The sequence below is a fragment of the Nocardia concava NBRC 100430 genome, from assembly GCF_000308815.1.
In the GTDB taxonomy this organism is placed as follows: domain Bacteria; phylum Actinomycetota; class Actinomycetes; order Mycobacteriales; family Mycobacteriaceae; genus Nocardia; species Nocardia concava.
In genome coordinates, this window is record NZ_BAFX01000088.1 from 56,726 (window position 1) to 80,703 (window position 23,978).

Consider the following 23,978-nt stretch of genomic DNA (forward strand, 5'->3'; position numbering starts at 1 on the left):
ATGGCCACCAACACACCCCTGCACGTCATCATCGCCGGCGGCGGCATCGGCGGGCTCGCGCTCGCCAATGGACTGCGCCGCGCCGGAGTGAGCGTCAGCGTTCACGAACGCGAGACCCAGCGCACCGACCGCTTGCAAGGTTTTCGCATCCACATCAACCCGCACGGCAGCGACGCCCTGGCCGAACTGCTCTCCCCCGAGCTGTATTCGACCTTCGTGGCGTGTGCGGGCCGGGGCGGCAACGGGTTCGGCTTCGTCACCGAGCAGCTGCGTGAACTGCTGCAGATCGATCCGAGCGAAGACGCGAGCGGGCATTACGGCATCAGCCGCATCACCCTGCGGCAGTTGCTGCTGGCCGACCTGGACGGAGTCGTGCACTACGGCAGCATGTTCGATCGCTATGAGCGACTCCCGGACGGGCGCGTACGTGCCCACTTCGCCGACGGCACCTCGGAAACCGGCGACGTCCTCGTCGGCGCGGACGGCGGAACCTCCCGCGTCCGGGCGCAATATCTGCCGCACGCCGAGCGCGTGGACACCGGAATCGTCACCATCGCCGGGAAATACGGGCTGACCCCGGAATCCCGTGCCCGCCTGGACACGAGGCTGTTGCGCAATCCGCTCAGCGTCATCCCGCCCAGCGGCTGCGGAATGTTCCTGGCCCCGCACGAATTCGACATCCCCGAGGGCGCCGAACACATCGCGGGCAACCAGGCCGGACTGCCACCGGGCCTGCTGCACGACAACACCCAGCCGTACGTGTTCTGGGCCTTCGCCGCCAAGCGGGAACGCTACGGCGCCGACCTCGAAACCCTGTCGGCCGCGCAACTGCACGCGCTGGCGGTGCGCATGACCGCGGGCTGGGCGCCCGAACTGCGCACGCTGGTCACCGAATCCGATCCCGAGACCGCCACCCTGCTGCCGATCAAGACCTCGGTGCCGATCCCGGCCTGGGAGACCACGAATGTCACGCTGCTCGGCGACGCGCTGCACAGCATGACCCCGTTCGCGGGCATCGGCGCGAACACCGCGCTGCGGGACGCGCTCGGGCTGTACCGCGCGCTGGTCGCCGCCGAACGCCGCGAACACGGGCTGATCGAGGGCCTGCACGCCTACGAGGCGGACATGATCGACTACGGTTTCGCGGCCGTGCGCACCTCGTTGACCGCGGCCAATCAGTCGGTGTCCGACAGCCGGTTCGCCCGGGGCGCGGGCAAACTCGTCTTCCGCACCGCCAATGCCATTCCGGCCATGAAGCGAAAGATGTTCGCGGACATGGGCGCCGAGTGACTGCCGACACAGTCGGTGCGTCTCCGCTCTGATTTCACAACGTCTGCGTGACGGGAGCGCGAGACTCGAAACCCCCACGCGCACAGAACATTCTGTCTACCGGAGGGTTGCTGACCGATCGGAAATCTCCCAGCCGGAAGTAATTTACATGAAACATTCCCTTTCAATTTCCCAATCCGAATCCTGCCCGGTAGTGTGCCCCCGTCGCAGTTGGCGATAGCGAAACCCCTGTTCTGGCAATGGAGTTCGAGTGCTGGAAATTCACCACTTCAGTTATGGGTGGGTCACCCCCGTGCTGGCGTACATCATGTCCGTCACCGGATCCCTGCTCGGCCTGCGTTGTACCGCGCGGGCCCGGACCGGGGACGGACGCACCGGCTGGCTGGTCTCGGCGGCCATCGCCATCGGCGGCACCGGCATCTGGGTCATGCACTTCATCGCCATGCTGGGCTTCAGCATTCACGGGGCGGTGATCCGCTACAACGTGCCGCTCACGCTGCTCAGCGCGGTGATCTCGATCGTGGTGGTGTGGCTCGGGCTGTTCGTGGTGGCGCGTGAGCCGTTCGGGCGGCTGTCGCTGTTCGCGGGTGGCGCGGTCACGGGGCTGGGTGTGGGGGCCATGCACTACTCGGGCATGTACGCCATGAAGTCCGACGCCATGATCGATTACAACCCGGGCATCGTGACCGTGTCCCTGATCATCGCGGTGGTCGCGGCCACCGTGGCGCTGTGGTTCACGCTGGTCATCAGGGGTATCTGGGCCACCATCGGCGCGGCGCTGATCATGGGTGTCGCGGTGTGCGGCATGCACTACACCGGCATGGCGTCGATGAGCGCGCATCGCATCGACAATGCGGTACGGCCGGGCGGCGCGGGTGCCATGGAATTGCTGGCGCCGCTCATGATCAGCGTCAGCATGGTGACGCTGGTGCTGCTCATCCACGTCGGTCTCACCGAGGTGGACGAACGCTCGATGATGCCTGAACCCGTACGGCCGCAACCGGACTCGCGCGCGGCCTGGTCGCTGCGGTCCGCCTCGGCGGCGCCCGGTGCAACGGCGATGGTCGCCGGGGCCGCGCCGACGGCGGCCGGGGCAGCGGGCTCGGGATTCACCGCGGCTCACGTGGACGCCTTCGGATCCGGCCAGGACCACCCCGGCCCGACGGACTATCGAACGGCCGGCCTCTACCCGCCCGCCTCCGACTATCCGGTGCCGGGTCGGCACGCCGCCGCGCCCGACTACCCGCGTCCCGGGCAGTACGAGCCGGTCGGCGCGGCTCCCGCGGGCCGGGACCGGAATACCACCCGCCCGCGCACGCGTCGCTTCTCCTGAACCGAGCCGCCCGCCGGCCAGCTGAGGATTGCCGTGGCGGTTCGCTGAGAATACGGACCGGTTGATCGACTTTCGGGCATATCGGCAGCAAACTGGCTGCCGTGGCGCACCACCAACTGGAGTTGATCTTCGCGGTCCTGTTCGCGACCATCCTGGCGCAACCGCTGGGACGGCGGCTGGGCCAGGCTCCGGCCGTGCTCATGACCGCGTTCGGCGTGGTGCTCGCGCTCATCCCGCAGGTGCCCGAGATCCATATCGATCCCAAGCTCATCCTGCCGTTGGTGCTGCCGCCGCTGCTGTACGCGGCCGCGCGGCGCACCTCCTGGCGCAGCTTCGCGGAGAACTGGGGCGCCATCACCATGCGGGCCGTGGTGCTGGTCATCGTCACCACCGCGGCGGTGGCCTGGGCTTTTCACCTCTGGTATCCGGCCGTTCCGATCAGTGCGGCGATCGCGCTCGGGGCGCTGGTGGCGCCGCCGGATCCGGTGGCGGTGTCGGCGCTGGCAGGAAAATTGGGCCTGCCGCGGCGTCTGGTCGCGGTGCTCGAGGGCGAGGGGCTGTTCAACGACGTCACCGCGATCGTGCTGTACACCGCCGCGGTCACGGCGGTGACCACCGGAAAGTTCTCGGCCTGGGGCGCATTCGAGGAGTTCCTGATCTCGGCGCTGGTCGGCGTGCTGGTCGGGCTGGTGCTCGGCTGGGCCGGAAACAAGCTCATGGTGTGGATCGACGATGCGCCTTGCCGGGTCGCGCTGGGATTGCTGCTGCCGTTCGCGGCGTACGGGGTCTCGGAGGCGCGGGGCGGGTCGGCGGTGCTGGCGGTGCTGGTGTGCTCGCTGTATCTCATCGATGCCGCAACGGATTTCAGCGACAGCGACTACCGGCTGATCGGCGACTCGTTCTGGGAGATCACCGAGATGCTGGTCACCGGTTTCGCGTTCGGGCTGATCGGGCTGGAATTGAGCACGGTGCTGCATGATGCCGGGCCCGACTGGCCCAAGTTCATCGGCGGCGCGGCGGTGGTCATCGCGGTGGTGGTGGGGCTGCGGCTGATCTGGCTGCTCGGCACCACCGCGGTCTTCCAGGGCTGGTGGCGCACCCGGGACAAGGACGAGCCCTACACCTGGCGCGAGACGATAGTGACGTGGTGGGCGGGCATGCGCGGTGTGGCGACGGTGGCGCTGGCGCTGGCCATCCCGTTCACCACCGACGACGGGAAGCCGTTCCCCGGACGCACCGAAATCCTGTTCACCGCCTTCGCGGTCGTGCTCTTCACGCTGCTGCTGCAAGGCCCGACCCTGCCCGCGGTGGTGCGCGCGACCGGCGTGCACGCCGACACCGGTACCGAACGCGCCATGGAACGCCAACTGTGGACGCGCGTACTCCAGGCCGAACTCGCCCGGCTCAAGGAGATCTCCCAGGACGAGCAGCTGCCCGACGAGGTCTACGACCGCCTGCGCACCAACTTCGAACGCCGTCTGGCCCAAGCGGATCCGGAGGCGGCCGACGACAACGCCCGCATGAACACCGACCGCACCCTGGCCTTCACCAAGAAAATGCGCGGCATCACCAACGACGTCCTGGAGGCCGGTCGCGCCGAAGCCCTCGCGGCCCGCCGCGAACCAGGCATCCCACCCGACGTCGTCGACCGCGTCATGCGCCGCCTCGACCTGCGCGGCAACTGACGGGCCCGAACTTCACCCGAAGGGTCTGCGCGGCAACCGATCCGCCGCTATCGAGGGCCGCGCCACCCCGCCGGAGTCACCAACACTGCCACGAATTCGCGCAGGAACGACTTGCGCACCAGCAACCGCGCCGTTCGAGCCCCGGTCACCTGCACCCGCAACCCCTGCCGCCGCGCCAGCCCGGCCGTCCGCAACACATGAAAGTCACTGGTAACCACCGTGATTCGCACCACCTCGGGATCGATCCCTCGCCCCCGCAGCTCCCGTGCCGTGAACCGCAAATTCTCCTCGGTATTCCGAGACCGCCCCTCCCGAACGATGACCTCCCCCGAAATCCCCTGCGACTCCAGATAATCCGCCATCGCATCCGCCTCGGCGACCGACTCCCCGCTCCCCTGCCCACCGGACACCACCACCAGCGGCATCCCACCCCGCCGCCACTCCCCCCGAACCACTTGGACCGCCCGATCCAACCGCCGCTGCAACATCGGCCCAACCCGGTTGTGCCGCAGCCGACACCCCAGCACAACCACCACCTCCGCCCCCCGGCAGCGGATCCCGCCGAGCCCGCGTCACGGTGTACCCGACAAACCCGCCCAAGGACGCCAACAGCGCGCCCCCCACCACCGAAAGCCCCGCTCCCCACAACCGCCCCGCCACCGCACCTCCTCGACAGCCCACTCCAGCGCCGTTCGACGCCGCGACACCACATCGACGGTAGCGGCTCGGATCAGCTCCCCCTGGGAGCGGGCAGGCGCGCCGGAGCAGAGGCTGGAATCCGACTGGATTTCAGGCGGAATCGGCGTCCAGGAGTAGCGGCCCGGATGTGATCGGGACGTCTGTCTCGACAGTGCGCGCGTCGAGGAGTAGCGGTTCCGCCGACGCGGGCGTCAATGCCGAGGTCGTGGACGTGTCCTTGAGGTCGACGCCGGAGCGGCCGAGGCGGCGGGCGCCGTCGACGAGGCCGGTGGTGACCTGGGCGGCTCGGGCGTAGGTGAGGCCTTCGGGCGGGTGGATGTTGGAGATGCAGTTGCGTTCGGAGTCGGCGCGGCCCGGGCGCGGGTAGTGGGTGAGGTAGATGCCGAGGCTGTCGGCCACCGACAGGCCTGGGCGCTCCCCGATCAACACCAGCACCGTGGTGACGCCGAGCGCCGCGCCGATATGGTCACCCAACGCCACCCGCGCCTGGGTCGCGATCACCGGAGGAGCGAGCGTGTACCGCTCCCCCAGCGCCTCGGCCAGCGCCGCCAACATCGGCACACCGTGCTCGGCGAGCGCCAGCGGCGAAAGCCCGTCGGCCAGAACGAATCCCACATCGGCCCCGCTGTACGGCACCGCCGACAACGGTCCCGAAGGACCCACACCGGCGAACCCCGCACCACCCGCGTGGATATCGGCACCCGCAACCGCGCCGCCGCCCTTGCTCGCGTCGCCATCGCCACGGGCTCCGGCCCCGTCGGGTCCGGCTCCGGACCAGATCGTATGGCCTGCAGTGGAATTCGCAGCTCCGGCTCCGAGAGGGCCGGCGGGGGCGACGCCTCCCGGCAGTCGGCCCAGGTCCGGTCGCCGCAGGTATTCGGATCGGTTACCGGCGAGGCTGCGCACGTGGACCGGCTCGCCCAACCCCAGCGCCGAGACTTCGACGGCCAAGGCCGCGACGTCGAGCGGATTGTGTACCGCGTCGCGAGCTGCCGCGTGTGCCGCGCGGAACTCCAGTACGTCGGCGGTCGGCAACGCGTCGCCAGCGCGACCGAGGCCGATTCGCGCCTGGGTGGTTCGGCGCAATCCATCCCAGAATGCCTGGGTAGCAGGGTCATCCGCGCGTCGCGCAATGCCCGACGATTCCTTCGAAGTCATAGCTCCCTCTCCATGTCCACCACACCCCGAGCCTTCGTCTGCCACGCCATCCGCACCTCGGTCGGCCACGCACTTCGCTCCTCCGTCGGCCACGCATCCCGAGCCCTGAATTTCGGCACGGCGCTCGCGCGGCAGTTCCCACCGATTCGTCGGCCGATTCCGCGCGCCGTCTGGATGCCGCCGTCCTCGCTGAGTGGCACACCAGTGCGGGGATTTGCCCGATTCGGCCGAGCTGGTGTGCCACTCAACGGGGATCGGGTCATGCCGCACCCCTGGTGAGGGCGCGCAGCGGGGAGGCATGGGGGCTGGTCGGGAGGATGCGGCCGGTGGGGTCGAGCATGCCGAGGTTGTCGAGCCAGGCGGCGAATTCGGGGGCGGGGCGGAGGTTCAGGACTTTTCGGGCGTAGAGGGCGTCGTGGTAGGCGAGGGATTGGTAGCCGAGCATGACGTCGTCGGCGCCGGGGACGGCTATGACGAAGGGGCAGCCTGCCACGCCGAGGAGGGTGAGGAGGGTGTCCATGTCGTCCTGGTCGGCTTCGGCGTGGTTGGTGTAGCAGACGTCGACGCCCATGGGGAGGCCGAGGAGTTTGCCGCAGAAGTGGTCTTCGAGGCCGGCTCGGATGATTTGCTTTCCGTCGTAGAGGTATTCGGGGCCGATGAAGCCGACGACGGTGTTGATCAGCAGCGGGTCGAGGTCGCGGGCGACGGCGTAGGCGCGGGTTTCGAGGGTCTGCTGGTCGACGGGTTTGCCGCCGGTGCCGAGGTGAGCGCCGGCCGAAAGGGCCGAGCCCTGACCGGTTTCGAGGTACATGACGTTGTCGCCGACGGTGCCGCGGCGCAGCGACCGGCCCGCCTCGTTGGCCTCGCGCAGCAGCGAGATATTCACGCCGAAGCCGGAATTCGCGCCCTCGGTACCGGCGATGGACTGGAACACCAGATCCACCGGCGCACCGGCCTCGATCAGCCCGAGCGTGGTGGTGACATGCGACAGCACACACGACTGCGTAGGGATGTCGAACCGCTGGCGCACCTCGTCGAGCAGATGCAGCAGGTCCGCCGTGGCCTGCGGCGAGTCGGTGGCCGGATTTATGCCGATGACCGCGTCACCGCAACCCAGCAGCAGCCCGTCCAGCACGGCCGCGGCGATGCCGCGCGGGTCATCGGTGGGGTGATTCGGCTGCAACCGGGTGGCCAGCGTGCCCGGCACGCCGATGCTGGTGCGGAACCCGGCCCGCACTTCCACCGCGTGCGCCACCGCGATCAGATCCTGATTCCGCATGAGTTTGCTGACGGCCGCGACCATTTCGGGCGTGAGCCCGGGCGCGACCGCCGCGAGGGTGGCCGCGGCGCCGGGCGTGGCGGCCACGGCCAGCAGCCAGTCCCGTAGCCCGCCCACGGTCAGATGCGAAATCGCCTGGAACGCAGCGCGATCGTGGCCGTCGATGATCAACCGGGTGACCTCGTCGGTCTCGTACGGCACGACCATATCCTCGAGGAACGTGGTCAGCGGCACCTCGGCCAGCGCCCACTGCGCGGCCGCCCGCTCGGCGTCGGAATGCGCCGCGCACCCGGCGAGTTCGTCGCCGCTGCGCCGTGGCGTGGCCTTGGCCAGCAGATCGACCAGACCGTCGAAGGTGTGGGTGGTGCCGCCCAGGCGCTGGTGATAGATCACTTCTCCGATGGTCCGGGCCTATGTTGCTGCGACGTAACCACCGTTTTCCCCGGGCATTAATCCGCGTTACGCGTGCCGGATACCATGGCGAAATGGGATTGGGCACCTACCAGCCGCCCTGGCTGCGCACCATCGACCTCGGCGACGAGGTGCACGCGCTCCGCGACTGGTGGGAGCGCCCGCACCGGCTGCGCCGCGCCGTGCAGGCCTATCGCGATCTGCTGGCGGTCACCCCGGCCTGCATCGCCTACGCCTTCACCCTGTTCATCACCTGGTGGACGCTGCGCGGGGCCAGCGATATCGTCGGTCGGCGGCTGATCTTCTCGGCGTCGACCAATCTGCGCAATATGCAAAAGGATCCGATCCAGGTCCTGGTCGCCTCGGCGTTCTGGACCGACGGCGGCTTCCCGTGGGGCGACATCCTCATCCTGATCACGCTGATGGCCCTGGCCGAGCGCTGGCTGGGTTCGCTGCGCTGGATTCTGGTGGTGGCCATCGGCCATGTCGGGGCGACGCTGATCACGGTGCTCGGCATCGCGCACAAGATCGACAAGCAGTTGATCCCGACCCGGGTCGCGTTCGCCTCGGATGTCGGCCCGAGCTACGGGATCTCGGCCATGCTGGCGGTGCTGACCTTCCGGCTGCGCGGCCGCGCGCGTTGGGGGTGGGCGGTATGCATGCTGGTCTGGTACGCCTACGGCGTCTATGACGGACGCACGTTCACCGATTACGGCCATTTCTTCGCGCTGCTCATCGGATTCACGGTGGGCGCGATCGCGGTGGCGATCTCGCACCGCCTGGTCGCGCTGCAGCAGCGCAAGGCCGCCCGCAACCTCGGCCCGGCCCAGCCGGATTCAGCCGGGGCCATACCGAACTCAGCCGGGGACGGGGTCGTTGCGTCGCCGATCCCGCTGGACGAACCGGACCGCGGGCTCGACGACGCGCGCCACGATCGGGCCGAGCACGGCCATCATTAGCACGTAGGCCGAGGCCAGCGCGGCCAGCTGCCCGTCCACGCCGCCCAGCGAAACCGCCAGTCCGGCAATGACGATGGAGAATTCGCCGCGCGCCACCAGCGCCGCGCCCGCACGCGCCCGGCCCATGCGGCGGATCCCCTGCCGCGACGCCGCCCACCAGCCGGTGGCGATCTTGGTCAGCGCGGTCACCACCGCCAGCAGCACCGCCCAGCCCAGCACCGGCGGGATCGCCCGGGGATCGGTGCTGAGCCCGAAGGCCACGAAGAATATGGCCGCGAACAGATCTCGCAAAGGTTCGAGGAGTTTCGCCGCCTCCTGCGCGGTGGATCCGGAGATGGCGATGCCCAGCAGGAACGCGCCCACCGCCGCCGACACGTTCAGCGCCGAGGCCGCACCGGCCACCAGCAGCGCCGCGCCGAGCAGCTTGAGCAGGAACTGCTCCCGGTCCTCGCTGTCCACGATCGCCGAGACGTAGCGGCCGTATTTCAGCGCCACGACCAGCACCACGGTGATCGCCACCAGCGCGATGGCCAGTGACCGCAGCCCGCTGAGGAAGCTCAGCCCGGCCAGCATCATGGTGAGAATCGGCAGGTAGACCGCCATGGCCAGATCCTCGAACACCAGGATCGACAGCACCACCGGCGTCTCGCGGTTACCCAACCGGCCCAGATCGTTGAGCACCTTGGCGACGATGCCGGAGGAGGAGATATAGGTGACCCCGGCCATGGTGACCGCGCCGACCGGCCCCCAGCCCAGCACCAGCGCCACCACCACGCCCGGGGTGGCATTGAGCACGATGTCGAGCAGGCCCGCCAGCCAGTCCCGGCGCAATCCGGTCATCAATTCGGCGGCGGTGTACTCCAATCCGAGCAGCAGGAGCAGCAGCACCACGCCGATCTCACCGGCGAGATGGCCGAATTCGGTGGCGGCCCGCATATGCACGATGCCGCCGTCACCGAAGGCCAGACCGCCGAGCAGATAGAGCGGAATCGGCGACATGCCGAAGCGGGCGGCCAGCCGCCCCAGCATGCCGAGCGCGAACAAGATCGCGCCGAGTTCGAACAGGGCTAGACCGGTCGAATCCATACCTTCAGCCGTCGGCCAGGATGCGGGCGGCCGCGTCCAGCCCGTGCGGGGTGCCGACGACCACGAGGATGTCCCCCGAGTCGAGCACCTGATCCGGTCCCGGCGAGGGCTGCACCTGCCCCGCCCGCATGATCGCCACGATGGAGGCCTTGGTGCGCGTGCGCATGCCGGTCTCGCCCAGCCTGCGGCCCCGATACGGCGAGCTCCCGCTGACGCTCAGCTGTCTGGTGGTGATCCCGGGTAGGTCCGAGTGCTCTTCCCGCAGCTGCTGCACCAGTTGGGGCGCGCCCAGCAGATTCGCCATCACCGCGGCCTCGTCCGGGGTCAACGGCACCTGCGCCAGGCAGGCGTCCGGATCGTCGCGCTGCGACACGATCAGGTCGATCCCACCGTCGCGGTGCGCCACCACCCCGATCCGCCGCCCCGATCGGACCTCGAAGTCCTTCCGCACACCGATCCCGGGCAGCGCTGTCACATCGACGTTCACGCTGTCCACATTAGGACAAGCCGCGCGAATCCCGGGGAGCCACCGTCCACCGCCCGACCCGCGCTACGGCGGAGATCGATCAGTTCACCTCGAGCGGGGCGAAACTGCCGTCCGGGCCGGGGCGGAATTCGGTCACCTCGGTGACCGCGGCGAGCGGGAGCGGTCCGTAGAGATGCGGGAAGCGCATCGAGGAGGGATCGGTGGGAACGCCGGGCTCCCACTTGACCGGGGCGTCGAGGTTGGCCGGATCCAGGTGCAGCAGTACGAGATCGGTGCGTCCGGCGAAGAGCCGGTTGGCGGGCAGATGGGCCTGGTAGGGGGCGGAGAGGTGGATGAATCCGGCCTCGGCCAGCGAGTCGGCGCGGTATTCGCCTGCAGCGCGGGCGTTTTCCCATTCCTCCCGGGTGCAGATGTGCAGCAGTGTCGAGGGCGTCATGTCCTGTTCGGTTCCCACCCGGACCAGCCTAATTCCTGACCGAATTCCTGACCGAAACGATCAATGAGGGAAAGTTCCCGAAACTCTCACACACACCTAAGTGAAGTGCTTATATTTCACATCGCATTGGCTGCTGCGCCGGTGCGAAGTACATGCGAGAGGTATATCAAATGGGCAAGATCCAGCGGGTCGGCTTCGGCGCCGGCGCGATCGGCGCAATGGCCACCGCCGCGGTGTTGGCGGCGCCGCAAGCGAGCGCATTCGTCATCAACGTCCAGCTTGCGTCCAACAATCCGATCGTCGGATGCGCGGATGTCATCACGGCGAATGTGGACATCACCGGTGTGGTGGTGCCGGTGGACTTCACCGACAACGGCGTCAGCATCGGCTCGGCCGCCCCGGCGGTGGGCGTCAACCAGGCGACCATCAAGTGGTACCCGAAGACCGCTGGGGCGCACAAGATCACGGCCAGCCAGCCGCTGAGCAGCAAGTCCATCGATGTCACCGTCTCGGCCGCCAACCCGTTCTCGTCGGGCTCGGGCGGCGCGGGGTGCGCGGCCAGCGGCGGCTCGTTCGGTTAAGCCGCACCGGTTTCGGCCGCGGCCTTCTCAGTAGGGCCGCGGCCGGGCCACATGCGGAGAAATGTCGTTGACACCGACTCGCAACGGCGCGAATCGGCCGACGGCCCGGGCCGCGGCGACGGTGTCGCCGGTCCACAGGCTCACGCACGGTCCCGCTGGGGAGCGGCGGGCGAGGTCGAAGGCCTCGCCCGCATCGGCGACCCGGACCACCGGCAGCACCGGCCCCAGGGTCTGCTGGGTGAGCACCGACATGCTCGGATCGACCCCGGCGAGCACGGTCGGTTCGAAGGCGTGGTTCGCGCCGGTGCCGCCGCAGCGCAGCGTCGCGCCCTTGACCAAGGCGTCGCGCACCTGATCGCGCACCAGCTCGACCTGGGCGGCCGAGGTCATCACCCCGGTGCCGATCTCGTCCCCGAGAATCGGCCCGAAGGCGGCGGCCTCGGCCACCAGTTTGTCGAGAAAGGCGTCGTAGGCGGCGGACTCGACGTAGATGCGCTCGACGCTGTTGCAGCTTTGCCCGTTGTTCGCCAGCCCGCCGAGGGCAATGCTGGCGGCGGCCCGGTCCAGATCAGCATCGGACAAAACGACCGCCGCGGACTTGCCGCCGAGGTCCAGGCAGCACGGAATCAAGCGCGCGGCGGCACGCAAGGCCACCACCTTCCCGGTCTCCACACTTCCGGTGAACCGGACATAATCCACGCAATCGAGGACAGCCGGTCCGGCGTCGCCGCCGGCCACGGACTCGAAAACCGCAGGGGCCCCGAGGCTTGCCCAGCCGTCGGCGATCGCGCGCAGCGTCAGCGGCGTCTCCGAGGACGGCTTCACCACCACCGCGGACCCGGCCACCAGCGCGGGCACCGCGTCGAAAACGGCCAGCGCCAACGGGTATGTCCACGGCCCGATCACCCCGACCACCGCGCCCGCCGGATGCGTCACGGCCAGCTGCATGGCCGCGCCCGGGCGCAGGGCGACCTGCGGGTGTCGCCCGCCCAGGAATTCCGCGCCGTGCGCGCGATAGTGGTCGAGGGCATCGAGGGCCAGGCCGAACTCGGCATCGGCCTCCGACTCGGTCTTTCCGGTCTCCGTCCCCAGTAGCCGTACCAGACCATCGCGGTTGTCCAGCAACCAGTTTCGGAACAAGGTCAGCCAGTGGATCCGACCGACCACCCCGAGCGAGTGCCAGAGCGCGGCACTCTCCCGCAGCCGGGCCACGGCGGCGCGCACCTCGACGGGCGATGCGGTGGCGATGGTGTCGACCACCCGGCCGTCGGCGGGTGCGATCACGGTGAGCATGGGCGGACGGACCTTTCCGGCATCCGGCACCTGGGTCTGTGAATGTTGCGCGGTGCGCATGAATCTCACCGTATGGCTGAGGGTTTCGGCCGACCAGCTTCCAATCGGCCACGAATCGGCGAATATGGGCCGTACCCAGGCAACTTACCCGCCGGTAACGGGCATGCGGAAGCCCAAAGTTTGCGAGACTTCCTGAGTGACCGAAGAGTTGGTGCCCCTGCGTTCCATCTTCAGCACGGCGCTGGTGGCCGACTTCGCGCTGGGCCGAGGCATTCCGATGGAGACGGTGCTGCGGGACACCGGCATCAGGGAAGCCAACCTGCGCGATCCCTCGGCCGAAATCACCATGGCCCAAGAGTTCTGCGTGCTGCGCAATGTCGTGGCGGCCACCGACGACGAGCCCGGGATGGGGTTGCTCGCGGGGTTGCTGTGCCATCCGCCGTCCATGGGGGTGCTCGGTTTCGCGCTCATGAGCAGCTCGAATCTGCGGCACGCCATGGACATTGCGCTGCGCTACGCGGATCTGTCGTTCACCGCCGCCCGGCATTACACCGAGAATCGCGGCAACGAGGTGTGGGTGCTGCGCGACGACAGCGCGCTGCCAGAGGAGATCCGGCGTTTCGCCCTGGAACGCGATCTGGCCGCCATCGCCACCATCCAGCAGGACCTCATCCCGACGCGGATTCCCGCGGTGCGGGTCGAGCTCTACGTGGAGGCCCACCCCATCTACGAGATGTTCGGCGCGGTGTTCGGCGTCGAGGAGGTCACCTTCTCGGCGCCCCAGTCCCGCATGGCGTTTCAGGCCACCACGCTGGAAACCCCGCTACCCCAGGCGAATGTGTCGACCGCCCGGTTCTATGAGCAGCAGTGCGCCGACCTCATGGAATCCCGCCACAGCCGCTCCGGCCTCAGCGGCCGGGTGCGCCAGCTGCTCATCCGCCACGGTGGCTCCGCCGACCAGACCCGCATCGCCTCCGACCTGGACGTCAGCGTCCGCACCCTGCGCCGCCGCCTCGCCGAGGAGGGCACCACCTTCCGCGAGCTGAGCCTGGAAACCGTCGGCATGCTCGCCGAGGAACTCCTCATCGCCGGCCTCACCGTCGAACAGGCCGCCGACCGCCTCGGCTACTCCAGCGTCTCCGCCTTCGCCTCCGCCTTCCGCACCTGGAAGGGCCAATCCCCCGGCCACTTCGGCCGCGCCCACCGCGGCCGCGCCCCGGTCCGCACCCGCTAGCCCTTCACACCCTCGAGACTGGACGTCTGGTAGGACGGCAGGTGTAATCCCGCCCGCCGACCGTCTGAGGAAGCATGAACCCGTCCAGCATCATGTCCGCCCGCGATCTCGAGTTCCTGCTGTACGACTGGCTGGACGTGACGGCGCTGACCGGGCGGGAGCGGTTCGCCGATCATTCCCGCGAGACCTTCGATCAGGTGCTGCGGCTGTGCCAGGATCTGGCGACCACCTACTTCGCGCCGCACAATCGCGAGAACGATCTGCACGAGCCGACCTTCGACGGCGAGCGGGTGACCATCATCCCGGCGGTCGGCAAGGCGCTGAAGGCGTTCGCCGAGGCCGGGATGATCGGCGCGGCAATGGATTACGAGATCGGCGGGATGCAGCTGCCGCATTCGGTGTATACGGCATGCATGTCGTGGTTCCACGCCGCGAACGTGGGCACGGCCGCGTACGTGCTGCTCACCACCGGCAATGCGAATCTGCTTGCCGCGCACGGCAGCCCGGAGCAGATCGACGCCTACGTCCGGCCCATGCTGGACGGGCGCAACTTCGGCACCATGGCACTGTCGGAGCCGCAGGCGGGATCCAGCCTGGCCGATATCACCACCCGCGCGGTCCCGGCCGCCGACGGCTCGTACCGATTGTTCGGTCACAAGATGTGGATCTCCGGCGGCGATCACGACCTCTCGGAGAACATCGTGCATCTGGTGCTGGCCCGCATTCCGGGCGCGCCGGAGGGCACCCGCGGCATCTCGCTGTTCATCGTCCCGAAGTTCCTGCCCGACGCGGACGGAAAGCCCACCGTGCGCAACGATGTCGCGCTCTCGGGCATCAATCACAAGATGGGCTGGCGCGGCACGGTCAATACCGCGCCCGTCTTCGGTGACGGCAATTTCACCCCCGGCGGGGAGCCCGGCGCGATCGGGTACCTGGTGGGCGAGCCCAATCACGGTCTGGCGCAGATGTTCACGATGATGAACGAGGCCCGCATCGGCGTCGGCCTGGCCTCCACGGCCCTGGGCTACACCGGCTACCTGAAGTCCCTCGAGTACGCGCGCAGCCGCCCGCAGGGCCGCCCGGTCTCCGCGCGCGGCGGCGCGCAGGTGCCGATCATCGAGCACCCGGATGTCCGCCGCATGCTGCTGGCCCAGAAGTCCTATGCCGAAGGCGCTTTGGCGCTGCAGCTGTATTGCGGCCGGCTGGTCGACGAACAGCGCACCGCGGCAACCGAATCCGAGCGGGCCCGGGCGGGCACCCTGCTGCGCATTCTCACCCCCATCGCCAAGTCCTGGCCGAGCCAGTGGTGCCTGACCGCGAACGACCTGGCCATCCAGATCCACGGCGGGGCGGGCTACACGCGTGACTACGACGTGGAACAGCACTACCGCGACAATCGGCTCAATCCGATTCACGAAGGCACCCACGGGATTCAGAGCCTGGATCTGCTGGGCCGCCAGGTCACCCTGGACAATGGCGCGGCCCTGGCCGCCCTGCTCGAGACCATGACCGCGAGCATCGCGCAGGCCCGCGCCACCGGCGACGCCGAGCTCGGCGGGTACGCGGACGCCCTGGAGGCGGCCGCGACCCGCCTGGCGACCACCACGGCGGGCCTGTGGCGCGACGGCAATCCCGAGGCGGCGCTGACCAATTCGGCGGTCTACCTCGAGGCGTTCGGCCATGTGGTGCTGGCCTGGATCTGGCTGGAGCAGGCCGTGACCGCGCACCGGCTGCCCGCGAGCGACGGCCGGCACCGGGATCGCGCGGCATTCCTGCAAGGCAAGAGACTGGCCGCTCGGTACTTCTTCCGCTGGGAACTCCCCCGCACCACACCGCATTTCGACCTGCTCGATTCCGGCGATCGCACCCTGACCGAGCTCGACGAGTCCTGGTTCTGAGGTTCGCGGCTGTTCGCGTTCGGCGAACAGCCGCCGACCCGCCTACCCCGGTACCGTATGCACGCCGGTACGTGTGGCGAGGTCAAGTACGTCGCGGCCAGGTCTCTGATCCAGCCGCCTTGATTACGGTTTGCTGGCCTCCCGGCCACAAGAACCAATCGGAGTGTGAGTGTCGGCGGGCGCGGGTAGTCTCCCGGTAGACAACTCGATCAGCGTGTTCGAACAGGAGATGTCGCGCTCCCTGTCGTTTTAGGTCAGAGCTGGGGACCGATTCCCAGGACCTGTTCGCTTTCAGCGAAATCCCAGGTCGTGTTACAGAAAACACACGGGAAACTCAACGGGAACAAAGACCTCTCCCCGAACGTCTGACAGAGTAGTCATCAGCCACTGCTGGGAAGTAGCGGTAGCGAGGTTCGCGGAATGGTCCGCGGGCCCCCACACCAGGCGAATGGTGTGCGAGCACCAGGAGCCAGGACGGAGGAGTCATGCCAGGAACCCTGACAAGCACCCCACTGACCGCGGTCGACCGTTGCGACCGCTGCGGTGCAGCCGCGCGAGTGCGCGCGACCTTGCCCGCAGGTGGAGAGTTGCTCTTCTGCCAGCATCACGCCAATGAGCACATGGACCGACTTCGTGCGCTCGAGGCCGTGATCGACACGGAGTCGGCACCGGCGCTTTAACAGCTCCTCCAACCCGGAGGGACGGCACGTACTCCGGGGAGCCCGCTCGACAATTGAATCTTCCCAACAGAAAACCCGGCAGCGGGCGACCAGCAGGTCGCCCGCTGTTGCTGTGCCAGGGGTGGATTCGGTCATAGCGATGACCGTCTCATTGTGCGGTCTGCCACATCCGTGACCGAAGACACGCGAAACCGGCTGTGCGCAACGCGAGAAGCGTCATGTGCACACGGCCGGATCGGGCTAGTACAACGGATGGGTGCCGCAGACCTCGCAAGCTACCTACCTGCAGGATCGACATATGATCGCGCTCTGGACGTGGACGGGCCACGCCACCGGGCGCGCGCCGAAGGGCGTGGGCGAGGTGGAGACCCTCGCCCTGGCCGTTCCGGGCCGTGACGGAATCGGCGTCACGGACGTGGAATGCGCTCTCGTGGAACCGGAACGGTTATGTGCTATCGCTATCGAAAATCCGGGGGAATCGATACATCTACTACGTCAGGCGCTCGAGACGGACGTCGAGACGCGGCTGCTGCCCGCGGCCGCGCATGCCGTGCCGAACGCGACCCGGACCGCCGTCGTGTCGGCGGGACGCGCGCTGCGGGCGCTGCGGGAGACCGTCGCGCTCGCCGCTGAACTGCGGTCCGGCCTGAAGGCCGAGTTGCGGCCGTACCAGGCACGGGGCATCACCTGGCTGCGGGAGGCCACCGCGGCGCACGGCGGTGCGGTGCTCGCCGATGAGATGGGCCTGGGCAAGACCGTGCAGGCCATCGGGTATCTGCTCGGGAAGGCCGGGGACGGACCGCAACTCGTGGTGTGCCCGACCTCGCTGGTGGGCAACTGGGCGCACGAGATCGAACGGTTCGCGCCCGGACTGCGGGCGGTGGCCTGGCGGGGCGGGGACGCGCCGCAGGCGGAGGCGGGGACCATCGTGGTGACCGGGTATCCGACGCTGCGCGGGCACGGGGAGGCGCTGGCCGGGCAACGCTGGGCGAGTGTGGTTTTCGACGAGGCGCAGGTGCTGAAGAATCCGCGCACCCAGGTGGCGAAGGCGGCGCGGGATATTCCGGCGGACGCGCGGATCGCGTTGACCGGCACGCCGGTGGAGAACCATCTCGACGAGCTGTGGGCGCTGCTGAATCTGGTGGTGCCGCAGGAGTTCACACACAAGGCGCAGTTCCGGCGGCGGTTCGTGCGGCCGATCACCGAGGGGTCGGCGAACGCGGTGCTGCGGTTGCGCGACGCGCTGGAGCCGGTTGTGCTGGGCCGCCGCAAGTCCCAGGTGGCGGCCGCGCTGCCCGCCAAGATCCACACCGATCTGGTGTGCGACCTGAGCGCGGAGCAGGAGGAGCTCTACGACCGGTTGCTCGACCAGGCCGAGGCGGCGGGCTTCGGCTCGGGTGCGCAGCGGCACACGCGGGTGCTGGCGGTGCTGACCGAGCTCAAGCAGGTGTGCAATCACCCGGGGCTGATCACCGGGGAGCTGGACGAATTGCTCGGGCGCTCCGGGAAATTCGATGTCTGCTCCGACATCCTGGCCAGCAACCTCGACAACGACGCGCCCACCTTGATCTTCACCCAGTACCGCAGGACCGGTGAGCTGCTGGTCCGGCACTGCGCCGAGGAGTTCGGGGTGACGGTGCCGTTCTTCCACGGCGGGCTGGACCAGCAACAGCGCGGCGAGATCGTGGCGAACTTCCAATCACCCGACGGCCCACCGGTCCTGGTGCTCAGCCTGCGGGCCGCGGGCACCGGTCTGACCCTGACCCGCGCCGCCGACGTCGTCCACTTCGACCGCTGGTGGAACCCTGCCGTCGAGGCGCAAGCCTCCGATCGCGCCCACCGCATCGGCCAGACCCGCACCGTCACCGTCACCACCCTGACCTCGGGCACCACCATCGAGGAACACATCGCGGGCATGCACGACCGCAAATCCGCCCTCACCGACCTCACCGACGCCGCCGGCGTCGCCGAACTCGCCCGCCTCGACGACGAACGACTCATGGAACTGCTGCGCCGGAAGCGGGGAAACTGACATGGCCGACAACGAATTCGGATACACCGCCTGGGGCAAGGACTGGGTCCGCCTCGCCGAACCCCTCAACCTCACCAAACCCGAGCCCCTCCTCCCCCGCGCCCGCAGCATCGCCCGCAACAACGGCGTCCAAATCGACATCGAAGGCAATGTGGTCCGTGCCCGCATCCACCGCGGCTCCGAGGCATCGGTCACCCACCTGGAACTGACAACGCTGCCCCGCACCACCATCGACGCCCTCGCCACCGTGATCCCCGCCGACACCATCACCCTCAGCGACGAACTCCACGCCGCAGTGGTCGCAGCCGGGATCTCAGTGGCCCCGATCCTCGCAGGCACCGACTGCTCCTGCCGAGCCCGCAATGCCCGCTGCCTCCACATGCTCGCCACCTGCTACGCGGTAATCCGCCTCATCGACGAAACCCCGTGGCTCGCCTTGGATCTCCAGGGCTACCGCAGCGCCCCACCCGAGACGGCCGACGAAGCCCCGGCCTCAGTTCCCCGCTGGACACCCATCGACGCACTGGATCCGGCCGTCTACTTCGGCTGAGGGCCACAGACTTCCCGGATCCCGGTCAGAAGGCCAACGTCGGCATCTGACCGCGGCCATCGACGCGCCCGGTCGTGATCGACACGGCCTGGCCGTGGGTGCCGTGGGCCGGTCAGGGGCGGCGGGCTCGGAAGCGGAACATGGTTGCGCCGGTGTCGATCTCGACATCGGCGAAACCGGTGCGGGTCAGGCGGTCCGTGAGGGTGGCGGGCGGGACCGGGACGCAAGTGTCGCCGATGTGCATGAGGCGGAAAGCCAAGCGGTCCAGGCCGTCGCTACCGGCGAAGACGCCGCCGGGGCGGAGGACACGGAAGGCTTCGGCGAAGAGATCGTCCTGCTGAGCCGGGGACGGGACGTGGTGGAGCATCGTGAAGCAGACGACCGAGCTGAATTCCTTGTCCGGCAAGGGCATCGCGGTGCCGTCGCCCTCGATGACGCGCAGGTCGGAGCGGCGGGTACGGAGGCGGGCGACGAGGGCCGGGTCGATTTCCAAGCCGGTGAGTTCGGGGACGCGGGCACGGAGGGTACTGATGTTCGCGCCATAGCCGGGGCCGACTTCGAGCGCCTGATCGCCGAGATCGAGGCCGTTCAGCGCCCAGGGGATGATGCGGGTGGCGCTGGCGCGCTCCCACACGCTCGAGCGGCAGAGCACCTGGTGGAAGTAGTTCATTGCCATAGCCGAAACGCTATGCAGCCGCTGACATGACCACCACAGACTACGATGACAAATCATGTCGCGAAACGGTCAGGGGTCGGTGCTCGCCGGTCGAGCGCCGCTGTCCGGGGGCCCATCACACGTACCCGAGGGTCCGACGCAGGTGCTCAGCGCGCCGTCCGGCCCGACCGCCATGGTGTTCGGGGCTGGGACACTGCCCGCCGGGCACTGGTTCGACGAGCATGAGCATCCGCAGCATCAAATCGCCTGGGCGGCACGGGGAGTGCTCACGGTGGAGACGGCGGGCGGGCACTGGGTGCTGCCGCCGACACGCGCGCTGTGGATTCCGGGCGGCACACGGCATCGCACCGGCACCCTCGAAGGCGCGATCATGCACGGCATCTTTCTGACGCCGGAGCGCTCGCCAGTGGCCTATCTCGTTCCGACCATGCTGCGGGTGGGCAGGCTCATGCATGAACTGTTCTTGCATCTGACGTCGGACGCCACCTCCCCCGACCAGCGGGAACGGGCCGAAGCGGTGATCTTCGACCTGCTCGATCCGGTCGATGTCATCCCCATCGGCGCGCCCGCACCGGAGGATCCGCGCATTCGCGGTGTCGTGGAACTGCTGCGCGCCAACCCCGGCGATCAGCGGACCCTCGCCCAATTGGCCAAGGCGGTCGCCACCAGCCCGCGCACGCTGGCCCGCGGCTTCCTGGCCGAGACCGGAATCACTTTCGGCCAGTGGCGAACCCAGCTCCGACTGGCCGCTTCCCTGCCCCTCCTGGCCTCCGGCCTACCTGTCGCCCGGATCGCCGAACGCGTCGGCTACGCAACCCCCAGCGCCTACGTCGCCGCCTTCCATCGCGAGGTCGGCGTCTCCCCCGCCCGCTATTTCACTCGCTGATCTGTCGGTCGTGAGCGATACGGTCGGCGGTATGGCGAACCGCGAGTACTCGTTTACGGCTGAGCTCTGGGAGTGGGAGGCGCAGGCGTCCTGGTTCTTCGTGAGCCTGCCCGAGGCCGTCGCCGACGAAATCGAGGAGCGGTTCGGGCATACCGCAGCGGGATTCGGGTCGATCAAGGTCAAGGTGACCGTGGGTAGCAGTCGCTGGTCGACTTCGATCTTTCCCGACGGCAAGCGCGGGACCTATGTGCTGCCGATGAAGAAGGCTGTCCGGACCGCCGAGGGACTGACCGTCGGCGATCCGGTCGAGGTGGAGCTGGAAATCGTGTGATTCCCGCGCCGCTCGGTGGATCAGAGGCGGCGGAGGGCGGCTATGCGCTCCGTCAGCTGGTCGGCGGTGGCGAGAGCGGTTGGGGGGCCGCCGCATTCGCGGCGTAGGTCGCCGTGGATCACGCCGTGGGGTTTGCCGGTGCGGTGGTGGTGCATGGCTACCAGGGAATTGAGTTCGCGACGCAATTCCGAGAGGCGGTCGGAGGTGGCGGCGCGTTCGGCGGCGGCCTCGACCGCGGGGCCGGCCGGGGCGGCGGCGATGGCGCTGCGTTCCTGGAGTTGGCGGGATTGGCGTTCGCGGAGCAGGGCACGCATCTGGTCGGCGTCGAGCAGGCCGGGGATGCCGAGGTAGTCGGCTTCCTCGTCGCTGCCGGAGAAGGTGGCGGTGCCGAAGGAGTCGCCGTCGTAGATGACCTGGTCGAGTTCGGCGTCGGCGGCCAGGGCGATGAACTTCTTCTCCTCCTCGCCCGGTTCGTCCTTCTGCTTGTTGGCGTCGATGAGCAGTTCGTCCTCGAGCGCGTTGGCCTCGCGGTGCGGCTTGCCGATGACGTGGTCGCGCTGCAATTCCAGCTGCGCGGCCAGATCCAGCAGCACCGGCACCGAGGGCAGGAAGACGCTGGCGGTCTCACCGGCCTTACGGGCACGCACGAAGCGGCCGATGGCCTGCGCGAAGTACAGCGGCGTCGAGGCGCTGGTCGCGTAGACACCGACGGCCAGACGCGGCACGTCGACGCCTTCGGACACCATGCGCACCGCGACCATCCACGGATCGGTGTTCGCGCTGAACTCGCTGATCCGCCCGGAGGAGTCCGGATCGTCGGAGAGCACGATGGTCGGTTTGGTGCCCGAGATGTGTTCCAGCAGTTCGGCGTAGTCGCGCGCCTTGTCCTGGTCGGTGGCGATCACCAGGCCGCCCGCGTCGGGCATGCCGGTGGCGCGCAGCTGCCGCAGGCGGGTGTCGGCGGCCTGCAGCACCTTCGACATCCAGTCACCGGCGGGATCGAGGGCGGTGCGCCAGGCGCGCGCGGTCTGTTCCGCGTTGAGGGGTTCGCCGAGGCGGGCCGAGTACTCCTCGCCCGCGCTGTCGCGCCAGTGCGCCTCACCGGAGTAGGCGAGGAACACGACCGGTCTGACGACGCCGTCGGCGAGCGCCTCGGAGTAGCCGTAGGTGTGGTCGGCGCGCGACTTCTCGAAACCGGACTCGTCGACCTCGTAGGTGATGAACGGGATCTTCGAATCATCGCTGCGGAACGGGGTACCCGTCAGGTGCAGGCGGCGGGTGGCGTCGCTGAACGCCTCCTCGACGGCCTCGCCCCAGCTCTTGGCGTCACCGGCGTGGTGGATCTCGTCCATGATCACCAGCGTCTTGCGGTTCTCGGTCCGCACCCGGTGCTTGAACGGGTGCGACGCGATCTGCGCGTACGTCACCACGACACCGTGATAGTCCGAGGAGGTGGAGCCGGTGGAGTTCGAGAAGTTCGAGTCCAGCTGAATCCCGTTGCGCGCGGCCGAGGCCGCCCACTGGTGTTTGAGGTGCTCGGTGGGCGCGACCACCGTCACCTGATCGACCGTGCGGTCGTTCAACAATTCGGCAGCCACCCGCAACGCGAAGGTTGTCTTACCGGCGCCCGGAGTCGCAACGGCAAGAAAATCGCGTGGCTTGGTCGTCAGATACTTGGTTAGTGCCCTGCGCTGCCATGCACGTAACGAACCGCCACCACCCGAAGTCACTCGGTAGAGAGTAGCGATCGAACCCGACAGCTTTCCAATCCGACACAGCCCCTTCGAGTGCGCCACGACACATTGCGGGTCCGCTCCCATTCGAACCGCTGGTAGGCGATGCTTAGGCCACGATGAACGCGCCCGACGACTCTCCGCAACACGCCGACGCGCCCGCGCCCGCAACGCCCGTCGTGCTCGCCGCCACCCGTTGGGGTCGCATCCGGCAACTCGTCGTGCACGTCGCGGTGAAGGCCTGGGACGATTCGATCTTCAACAAATCCGCCGCGGCCGCCTTCTGGCAGACCCTGTCGCTGGCCCCGCTGCTGCTCGGACTGCTGGGCAGCCTCGGCTATGTCGGCCACTGGTTCGGTCCGGACACGGTGAGCATCGTGCAGTCCAAGATCGTCAGCTTCGCGCGGAAGGCGTTCAGCCCCAGCGTGGTCGACAGCCTGGTCCAGCCGACGGTCAACGACGTCCTGCACAGCGGCCACGGCGGTGTCGTCTCGGTCGGATTCGTGCTGTCCCTGTGGGCCGGTTCCTCGGCCATGGCCACCTTCGTCGACGCCATCACCGCCGCGCACGGCCAGGCCACCGCCCGCCACCCCGTCTGGCAGCGCATCTTCGCGCTGCTGCTCTACGTCGGCTTCCTGCTGATCGCCGTCCTGATCCTGCCCCTGATCGCCCTGGGGCCGACCATCATCGGCCGCGTCCTCCCCCACGCCTGGCGCGAACCCGGCCTGCGGCTGATCGACACGTTCTACTACCCCGCCACCGGCCTGCTCCTGATCGTCGGCCTGACCTTCCTCTACAAGATGGCCCTGCACCGCACCCTCCCCTGGCACCGGCTCTTCGGCGGCGCTCTGGTCGCGGGCGTGTTCTTCATGGCCGCCAGCGAGGGCCTGCGCCGCTACCTGGCCTGGATCACCAAGACCGGAATCTCCTACGGCGCCTTGGCCGCCCCCATCGCGTTCCTGCTGTTCACGTTCTTCCTGGCCTTCGCCATCATTCTGGGCGCCGAATTCAATGCCAGCGTCCAAGAGTTCTGGCCCGCCCGAGCCACCCGCCTGTCGCAGGTTCGCGCTTGGTGGAATTCACGCAAGCACCGTCGAGTCCTTCCGCCCGTCGCCGACACAGCGACCGTGCCGGAGGATCCGCCCCCGCCGCCCGCCACCCCCACCTCCCAGCCCGTGCAGATCAACCCGGGCTAGCCGCAGCACGTTTCACCGGCCCGCGAACGGGCACGCCGGAAACAGCCATCCGGTCCTGGAAAGGG

22 protein-coding genes are annotated in these 23,978 nt (G+C 68.6%); 13 read left to right on the top strand and 9 right to left on the bottom strand.

Features of this window, described 5'->3' with window-relative positions:
- The 3 genes from ON43_RS20790 (at nt 1) to ON43_RS20800 (ending at nt 4,308) form a co-directional block, all read left to right on the top strand.
- On the top strand, nt 1-1,290 hold the full coding sequence (locus tag ON43_RS20790) for an FAD-dependent oxidoreductase (RefSeq protein WP_040809903.1): 1,290 nt from the start codon (nt 1-3) through the stop codon (nt 1,288-1,290).
- 250 nt (nt 1,291-1,540) lie between these two features.
- Complete coding sequence (locus ON43_RS44360) at nt 1,541-2,623, top strand: MHYT domain-containing protein (protein ID WP_063712586.1); 1,083 nt, start codon at nt 1,541-1,543, stop codon at nt 2,621-2,623.
- 101 nt (nt 2,624-2,724) lie between these two features.
- On the top strand, nt 2,725-4,308 hold the full coding sequence (locus tag ON43_RS20800) for a Na+/H+ antiporter (RefSeq protein WP_040809905.1): 1,584 nt from the start codon (nt 2,725-2,727) through the stop codon (nt 4,306-4,308).
- Nucleotides 4,309-4,355: 47 nt separating this feature from the next.
- Here the strand turns inward: ON43_RS20800 and ON43_RS20805 are convergent, their stop codons facing one another.
- The 3 genes from ON43_RS20805 to ON43_RS20820 form a co-directional block, all read right to left on the bottom strand.
- The gene (locus ON43_RS20805; protein WP_157514127.1) at nt 4,356-4,844 is read right to left on the bottom strand and encodes a YdcF family protein; all 489 of its coding nucleotides are present in this window, start codon (nt 4,842-4,844) and stop codon (nt 4,356-4,358) included.
- A 253-nt stretch (nt 4,845-5,097) separates the two neighbouring features.
- Nucleotides 5,098-6,165 carry an ethanolamine ammonia-lyase subunit EutC gene (locus tag ON43_RS47180; protein ID WP_373283467.1) on the bottom strand — a complete coding sequence of 356 codons (1,068 nt, stop codon included), beginning with the start codon at nt 6,163-6,165 and terminating at the stop codon, nt 5,098-5,100.
- Nucleotides 6,166-6,424: 259 nt separating this feature from the next.
- Nucleotides 6,425-7,837, bottom strand: coding sequence for an ethanolamine ammonia-lyase subunit EutB (locus ON43_RS20820; protein ID WP_040809909.1), 1,413 nt, complete (start codon nt 7,835-7,837; stop codon nt 6,425-6,427).
- A gap of 92 nt (nt 7,838-7,929) precedes the next feature.
- Here ON43_RS20820 and ON43_RS20825 point away from each other — a divergent pair, with 92 nt between their 5' ends.
- Nucleotides 7,930-8,814: a rhomboid-like protein gene (locus ON43_RS20825; protein WP_040809911.1), complete on the top strand. Its 885-nt coding sequence runs from the start codon at nt 7,930-7,932 to the stop codon at nt 8,812-8,814.
- Here the strand turns inward: ON43_RS20825 and ON43_RS20830 are convergent.
- From ON43_RS20830 to ON43_RS20840, 3 genes are all read right to left on the bottom strand, one after another.
- The gene (locus ON43_RS20830; protein ID WP_040809913.1) at nt 8,713-9,900 is read right to left on the bottom strand and encodes a cation:proton antiporter; all 1,188 of its coding nucleotides are present in this window, start codon (nt 9,898-9,900) and stop codon (nt 8,713-8,715) included. The two genes, ON43_RS20825 and ON43_RS20830, sit on opposite strands and share 102 nt — an antisense overlap.
- Before the next feature lie 4 nt (nt 9,901-9,904).
- Entirely contained in the window at nt 9,905-10,387 is a 483-nt protein-coding gene (locus ON43_RS20835; RefSeq protein WP_040809996.1) for a cation:proton antiporter regulatory subunit, read from the bottom strand.
- Nucleotides 10,388-10,466: 79 nt separating this feature from the next.
- A complete protein-coding gene (locus ON43_RS20840) occupies nt 10,467-10,823 on the bottom strand; it encodes a DUF952 domain-containing protein (protein WP_040809997.1) in 357 nt (118 codons plus the stop codon).
- A 170-nt stretch (nt 10,824-10,993) separates the two neighbouring features.
- Here ON43_RS20840 and ON43_RS20845 point away from each other — a divergent pair, with 170 nt between their 5' ends.
- A complete protein-coding gene (locus tag ON43_RS20845; RefSeq protein WP_051178811.1) occupies nt 10,994-11,404 on the top strand; it encodes an Ig-like domain-containing protein in 411 nt (136 codons plus the stop codon).
- 27 nt (nt 11,405-11,431) lie between these two features.
- Here the strand turns inward: ON43_RS20845 and ON43_RS20850 are convergent, their stop codons facing one another.
- Nucleotides 11,432-12,757, bottom strand: a complete 1,326-nt coding sequence (locus ON43_RS20850; RefSeq protein WP_051178812.1) for an aldehyde dehydrogenase family protein — start codon at nt 12,755-12,757, stop codon at nt 11,432-11,434.
- Between the two features lie 136 nt (nt 12,758-12,893).
- Here ON43_RS20850 and ON43_RS20855 point away from each other — a divergent pair, with 136 nt between their 5' ends.
- From ON43_RS20855 to ON43_RS20875, 5 genes are all read left to right on the top strand, one after another.
- Nucleotides 12,894-13,931 (top strand): AraC family transcriptional regulator, encoded by a 1,038-nt coding sequence (locus ON43_RS20855; RefSeq protein WP_040809917.1) that lies wholly within the window; start codon nt 12,894-12,896, stop codon nt 13,929-13,931.
- Between the two features lie 74 nt (nt 13,932-14,005).
- Nucleotides 14,006-15,829, top strand: coding sequence for an acyl-CoA dehydrogenase (locus tag ON43_RS20860; RefSeq protein ID WP_040809919.1), 1,824 nt, complete (start codon nt 14,006-14,008; stop codon nt 15,827-15,829).
- Between the two features lie 485 nt (nt 15,830-16,314).
- Nucleotides 16,315-16,509: a DUF7455 domain-containing protein gene (locus ON43_RS46295; RefSeq protein WP_040809921.1), complete on the top strand. Its 195-nt coding sequence runs from the start codon at nt 16,315-16,317 to the stop codon at nt 16,507-16,509.
- A 298-nt stretch (nt 16,510-16,807) separates the two neighbouring features.
- Nucleotides 16,808-18,541 carry a DEAD/DEAH box helicase gene (locus ON43_RS20870; RefSeq protein WP_040809923.1) on the top strand — a complete coding sequence of 578 codons (1,734 nt, stop codon included), beginning with the start codon at nt 16,808-16,810 and terminating at the stop codon, nt 18,539-18,541.
- Nucleotide 18,542: 1 nt separating this feature from the next.
- Nucleotides 18,543-19,091: an SWIM zinc finger family protein gene (locus ON43_RS20875; RefSeq protein ID WP_040809925.1), complete on the top strand. Its 549-nt coding sequence runs from the start codon at nt 18,543-18,545 to the stop codon at nt 19,089-19,091.
- A 112-nt stretch (nt 19,092-19,203) separates the two neighbouring features.
- On the opposite strand, the gene ON43_RS20880 is transcribed toward ON43_RS20875, so the two are convergent.
- Nucleotides 19,204-19,767: a class I SAM-dependent methyltransferase gene (locus ON43_RS20880; RefSeq protein WP_083913572.1), complete on the bottom strand. Its 564-nt coding sequence runs from the start codon at nt 19,765-19,767 to the stop codon at nt 19,204-19,206.
- A gap of 55 nt (nt 19,768-19,822) precedes the next feature.
- On the opposite strand from ON43_RS20880, the gene ON43_RS20885 reads away from it, so the two are divergent.
- Entirely contained in the window at nt 19,823-20,653 is an 831-nt protein-coding gene (locus ON43_RS20885) for an AraC family transcriptional regulator (RefSeq protein WP_218003317.1), read from the top strand.
- Nucleotides 20,654-20,684: 31 nt separating this feature from the next.
- Nucleotides 20,685-20,984, top strand: a complete 300-nt coding sequence (locus tag ON43_RS20890) for a DUF1905 domain-containing protein (protein WP_040809927.1) — start codon at nt 20,685-20,687, stop codon at nt 20,982-20,984.
- Between the two features lie 20 nt (nt 20,985-21,004).
- Here the strand turns inward: ON43_RS20890 and ON43_RS20895 are convergent, their stop codons facing one another.
- Nucleotides 21,005-22,732 carry a DEAD/DEAH box helicase gene (locus ON43_RS20895; protein ID WP_051178829.1) on the bottom strand — a complete coding sequence of 576 codons (1,728 nt, stop codon included), beginning with the start codon at nt 22,730-22,732 and terminating at the stop codon, nt 21,005-21,007.
- 104 nt (nt 22,733-22,836) lie between these two features.
- Here ON43_RS20895 and ON43_RS20900 point away from each other — a divergent pair, with 104 nt between their 5' ends.
- Nucleotides 22,837-23,913: a YihY/virulence factor BrkB family protein gene (locus ON43_RS20900; protein ID WP_083913574.1), complete on the top strand. Its 1,077-nt coding sequence runs from the start codon at nt 22,837-22,839 to the stop codon at nt 23,911-23,913.
- Nucleotides 23,914-23,978: the final 65 nt, after the last annotated feature.

Bases quoted from the DNA above. Each gene is read 5' to 3' on its own strand.
- ON43_RS20790 (WP_040809903.1), top strand. From the start codon at position 1: ATGGCCACCAACACACCCCTGCACGTCATCATCGCCGGCGGCGGCATC.
- ON43_RS47180 (WP_373283467.1), bottom strand. From the start codon at position 6,165: ATGACTTCGAAGGAATCGTCGGGCATTGCGCGACGCGCGGATGACCCT.
- ON43_RS20825 (WP_040809911.1), top strand. From the start codon at position 7,930: ATGGGATTGGGCACCTACCAGCCGCCCTGGCTGCGCACCATCGACCTC.
- ON43_RS20830 (WP_040809913.1), bottom strand. From the start codon at position 9,900: ATGGATTCGACCGGTCTAGCCCTGTTCGAACTCGGCGCGATCTTGTTC.
- ON43_RS20840 (WP_040809997.1), bottom strand. From the start codon at position 10,823: ATGACGCCCTCGACACTGCTGCACATCTGCACCCGGGAGGAATGGGAA.
- ON43_RS20845 (WP_051178811.1), top strand. From the start codon at position 10,994: ATGGGCAAGATCCAGCGGGTCGGCTTCGGCGCCGGCGCGATCGGCGCA.
- ON43_RS20850 (WP_051178812.1), bottom strand. From the start codon at position 12,757: ATGCGCACCGCGCAACATTCACAGACCCAGGTGCCGGATGCCGGAAAG.
- ON43_RS20860 (WP_040809919.1), top strand. From the start codon at position 14,006: ATGAACCCGTCCAGCATCATGTCCGCCCGCGATCTCGAGTTCCTGCTG.
- ON43_RS46295 (WP_040809921.1), top strand. From the start codon at position 16,315: ATGCCAGGAACCCTGACAAGCACCCCACTGACCGCGGTCGACCGTTGC.
- ON43_RS20870 (WP_040809923.1), top strand. From the start codon at position 16,808: ATGATCGCGCTCTGGACGTGGACGGGCCACGCCACCGGGCGCGCGCCG.
- ON43_RS20875 (WP_040809925.1), top strand. From the start codon at position 18,543: ATGGCCGACAACGAATTCGGATACACCGCCTGGGGCAAGGACTGGGTC.
- ON43_RS20880 (WP_083913572.1), bottom strand. From the start codon at position 19,767: ATGGCAATGAACTACTTCCACCAGGTGCTCTGCCGCTCGAGCGTGTGG.
- ON43_RS20885 (WP_218003317.1), top strand. From the start codon at position 19,823: ATGTCGCGAAACGGTCAGGGGTCGGTGCTCGCCGGTCGAGCGCCGCTG.
- ON43_RS20890 (WP_040809927.1), top strand. From the start codon at position 20,685: ATGGCGAACCGCGAGTACTCGTTTACGGCTGAGCTCTGGGAGTGGGAG.
- ON43_RS20900 (WP_083913574.1), top strand. From the start codon at position 22,837: ATGAACGCGCCCGACGACTCTCCGCAACACGCCGACGCGCCCGCGCCC.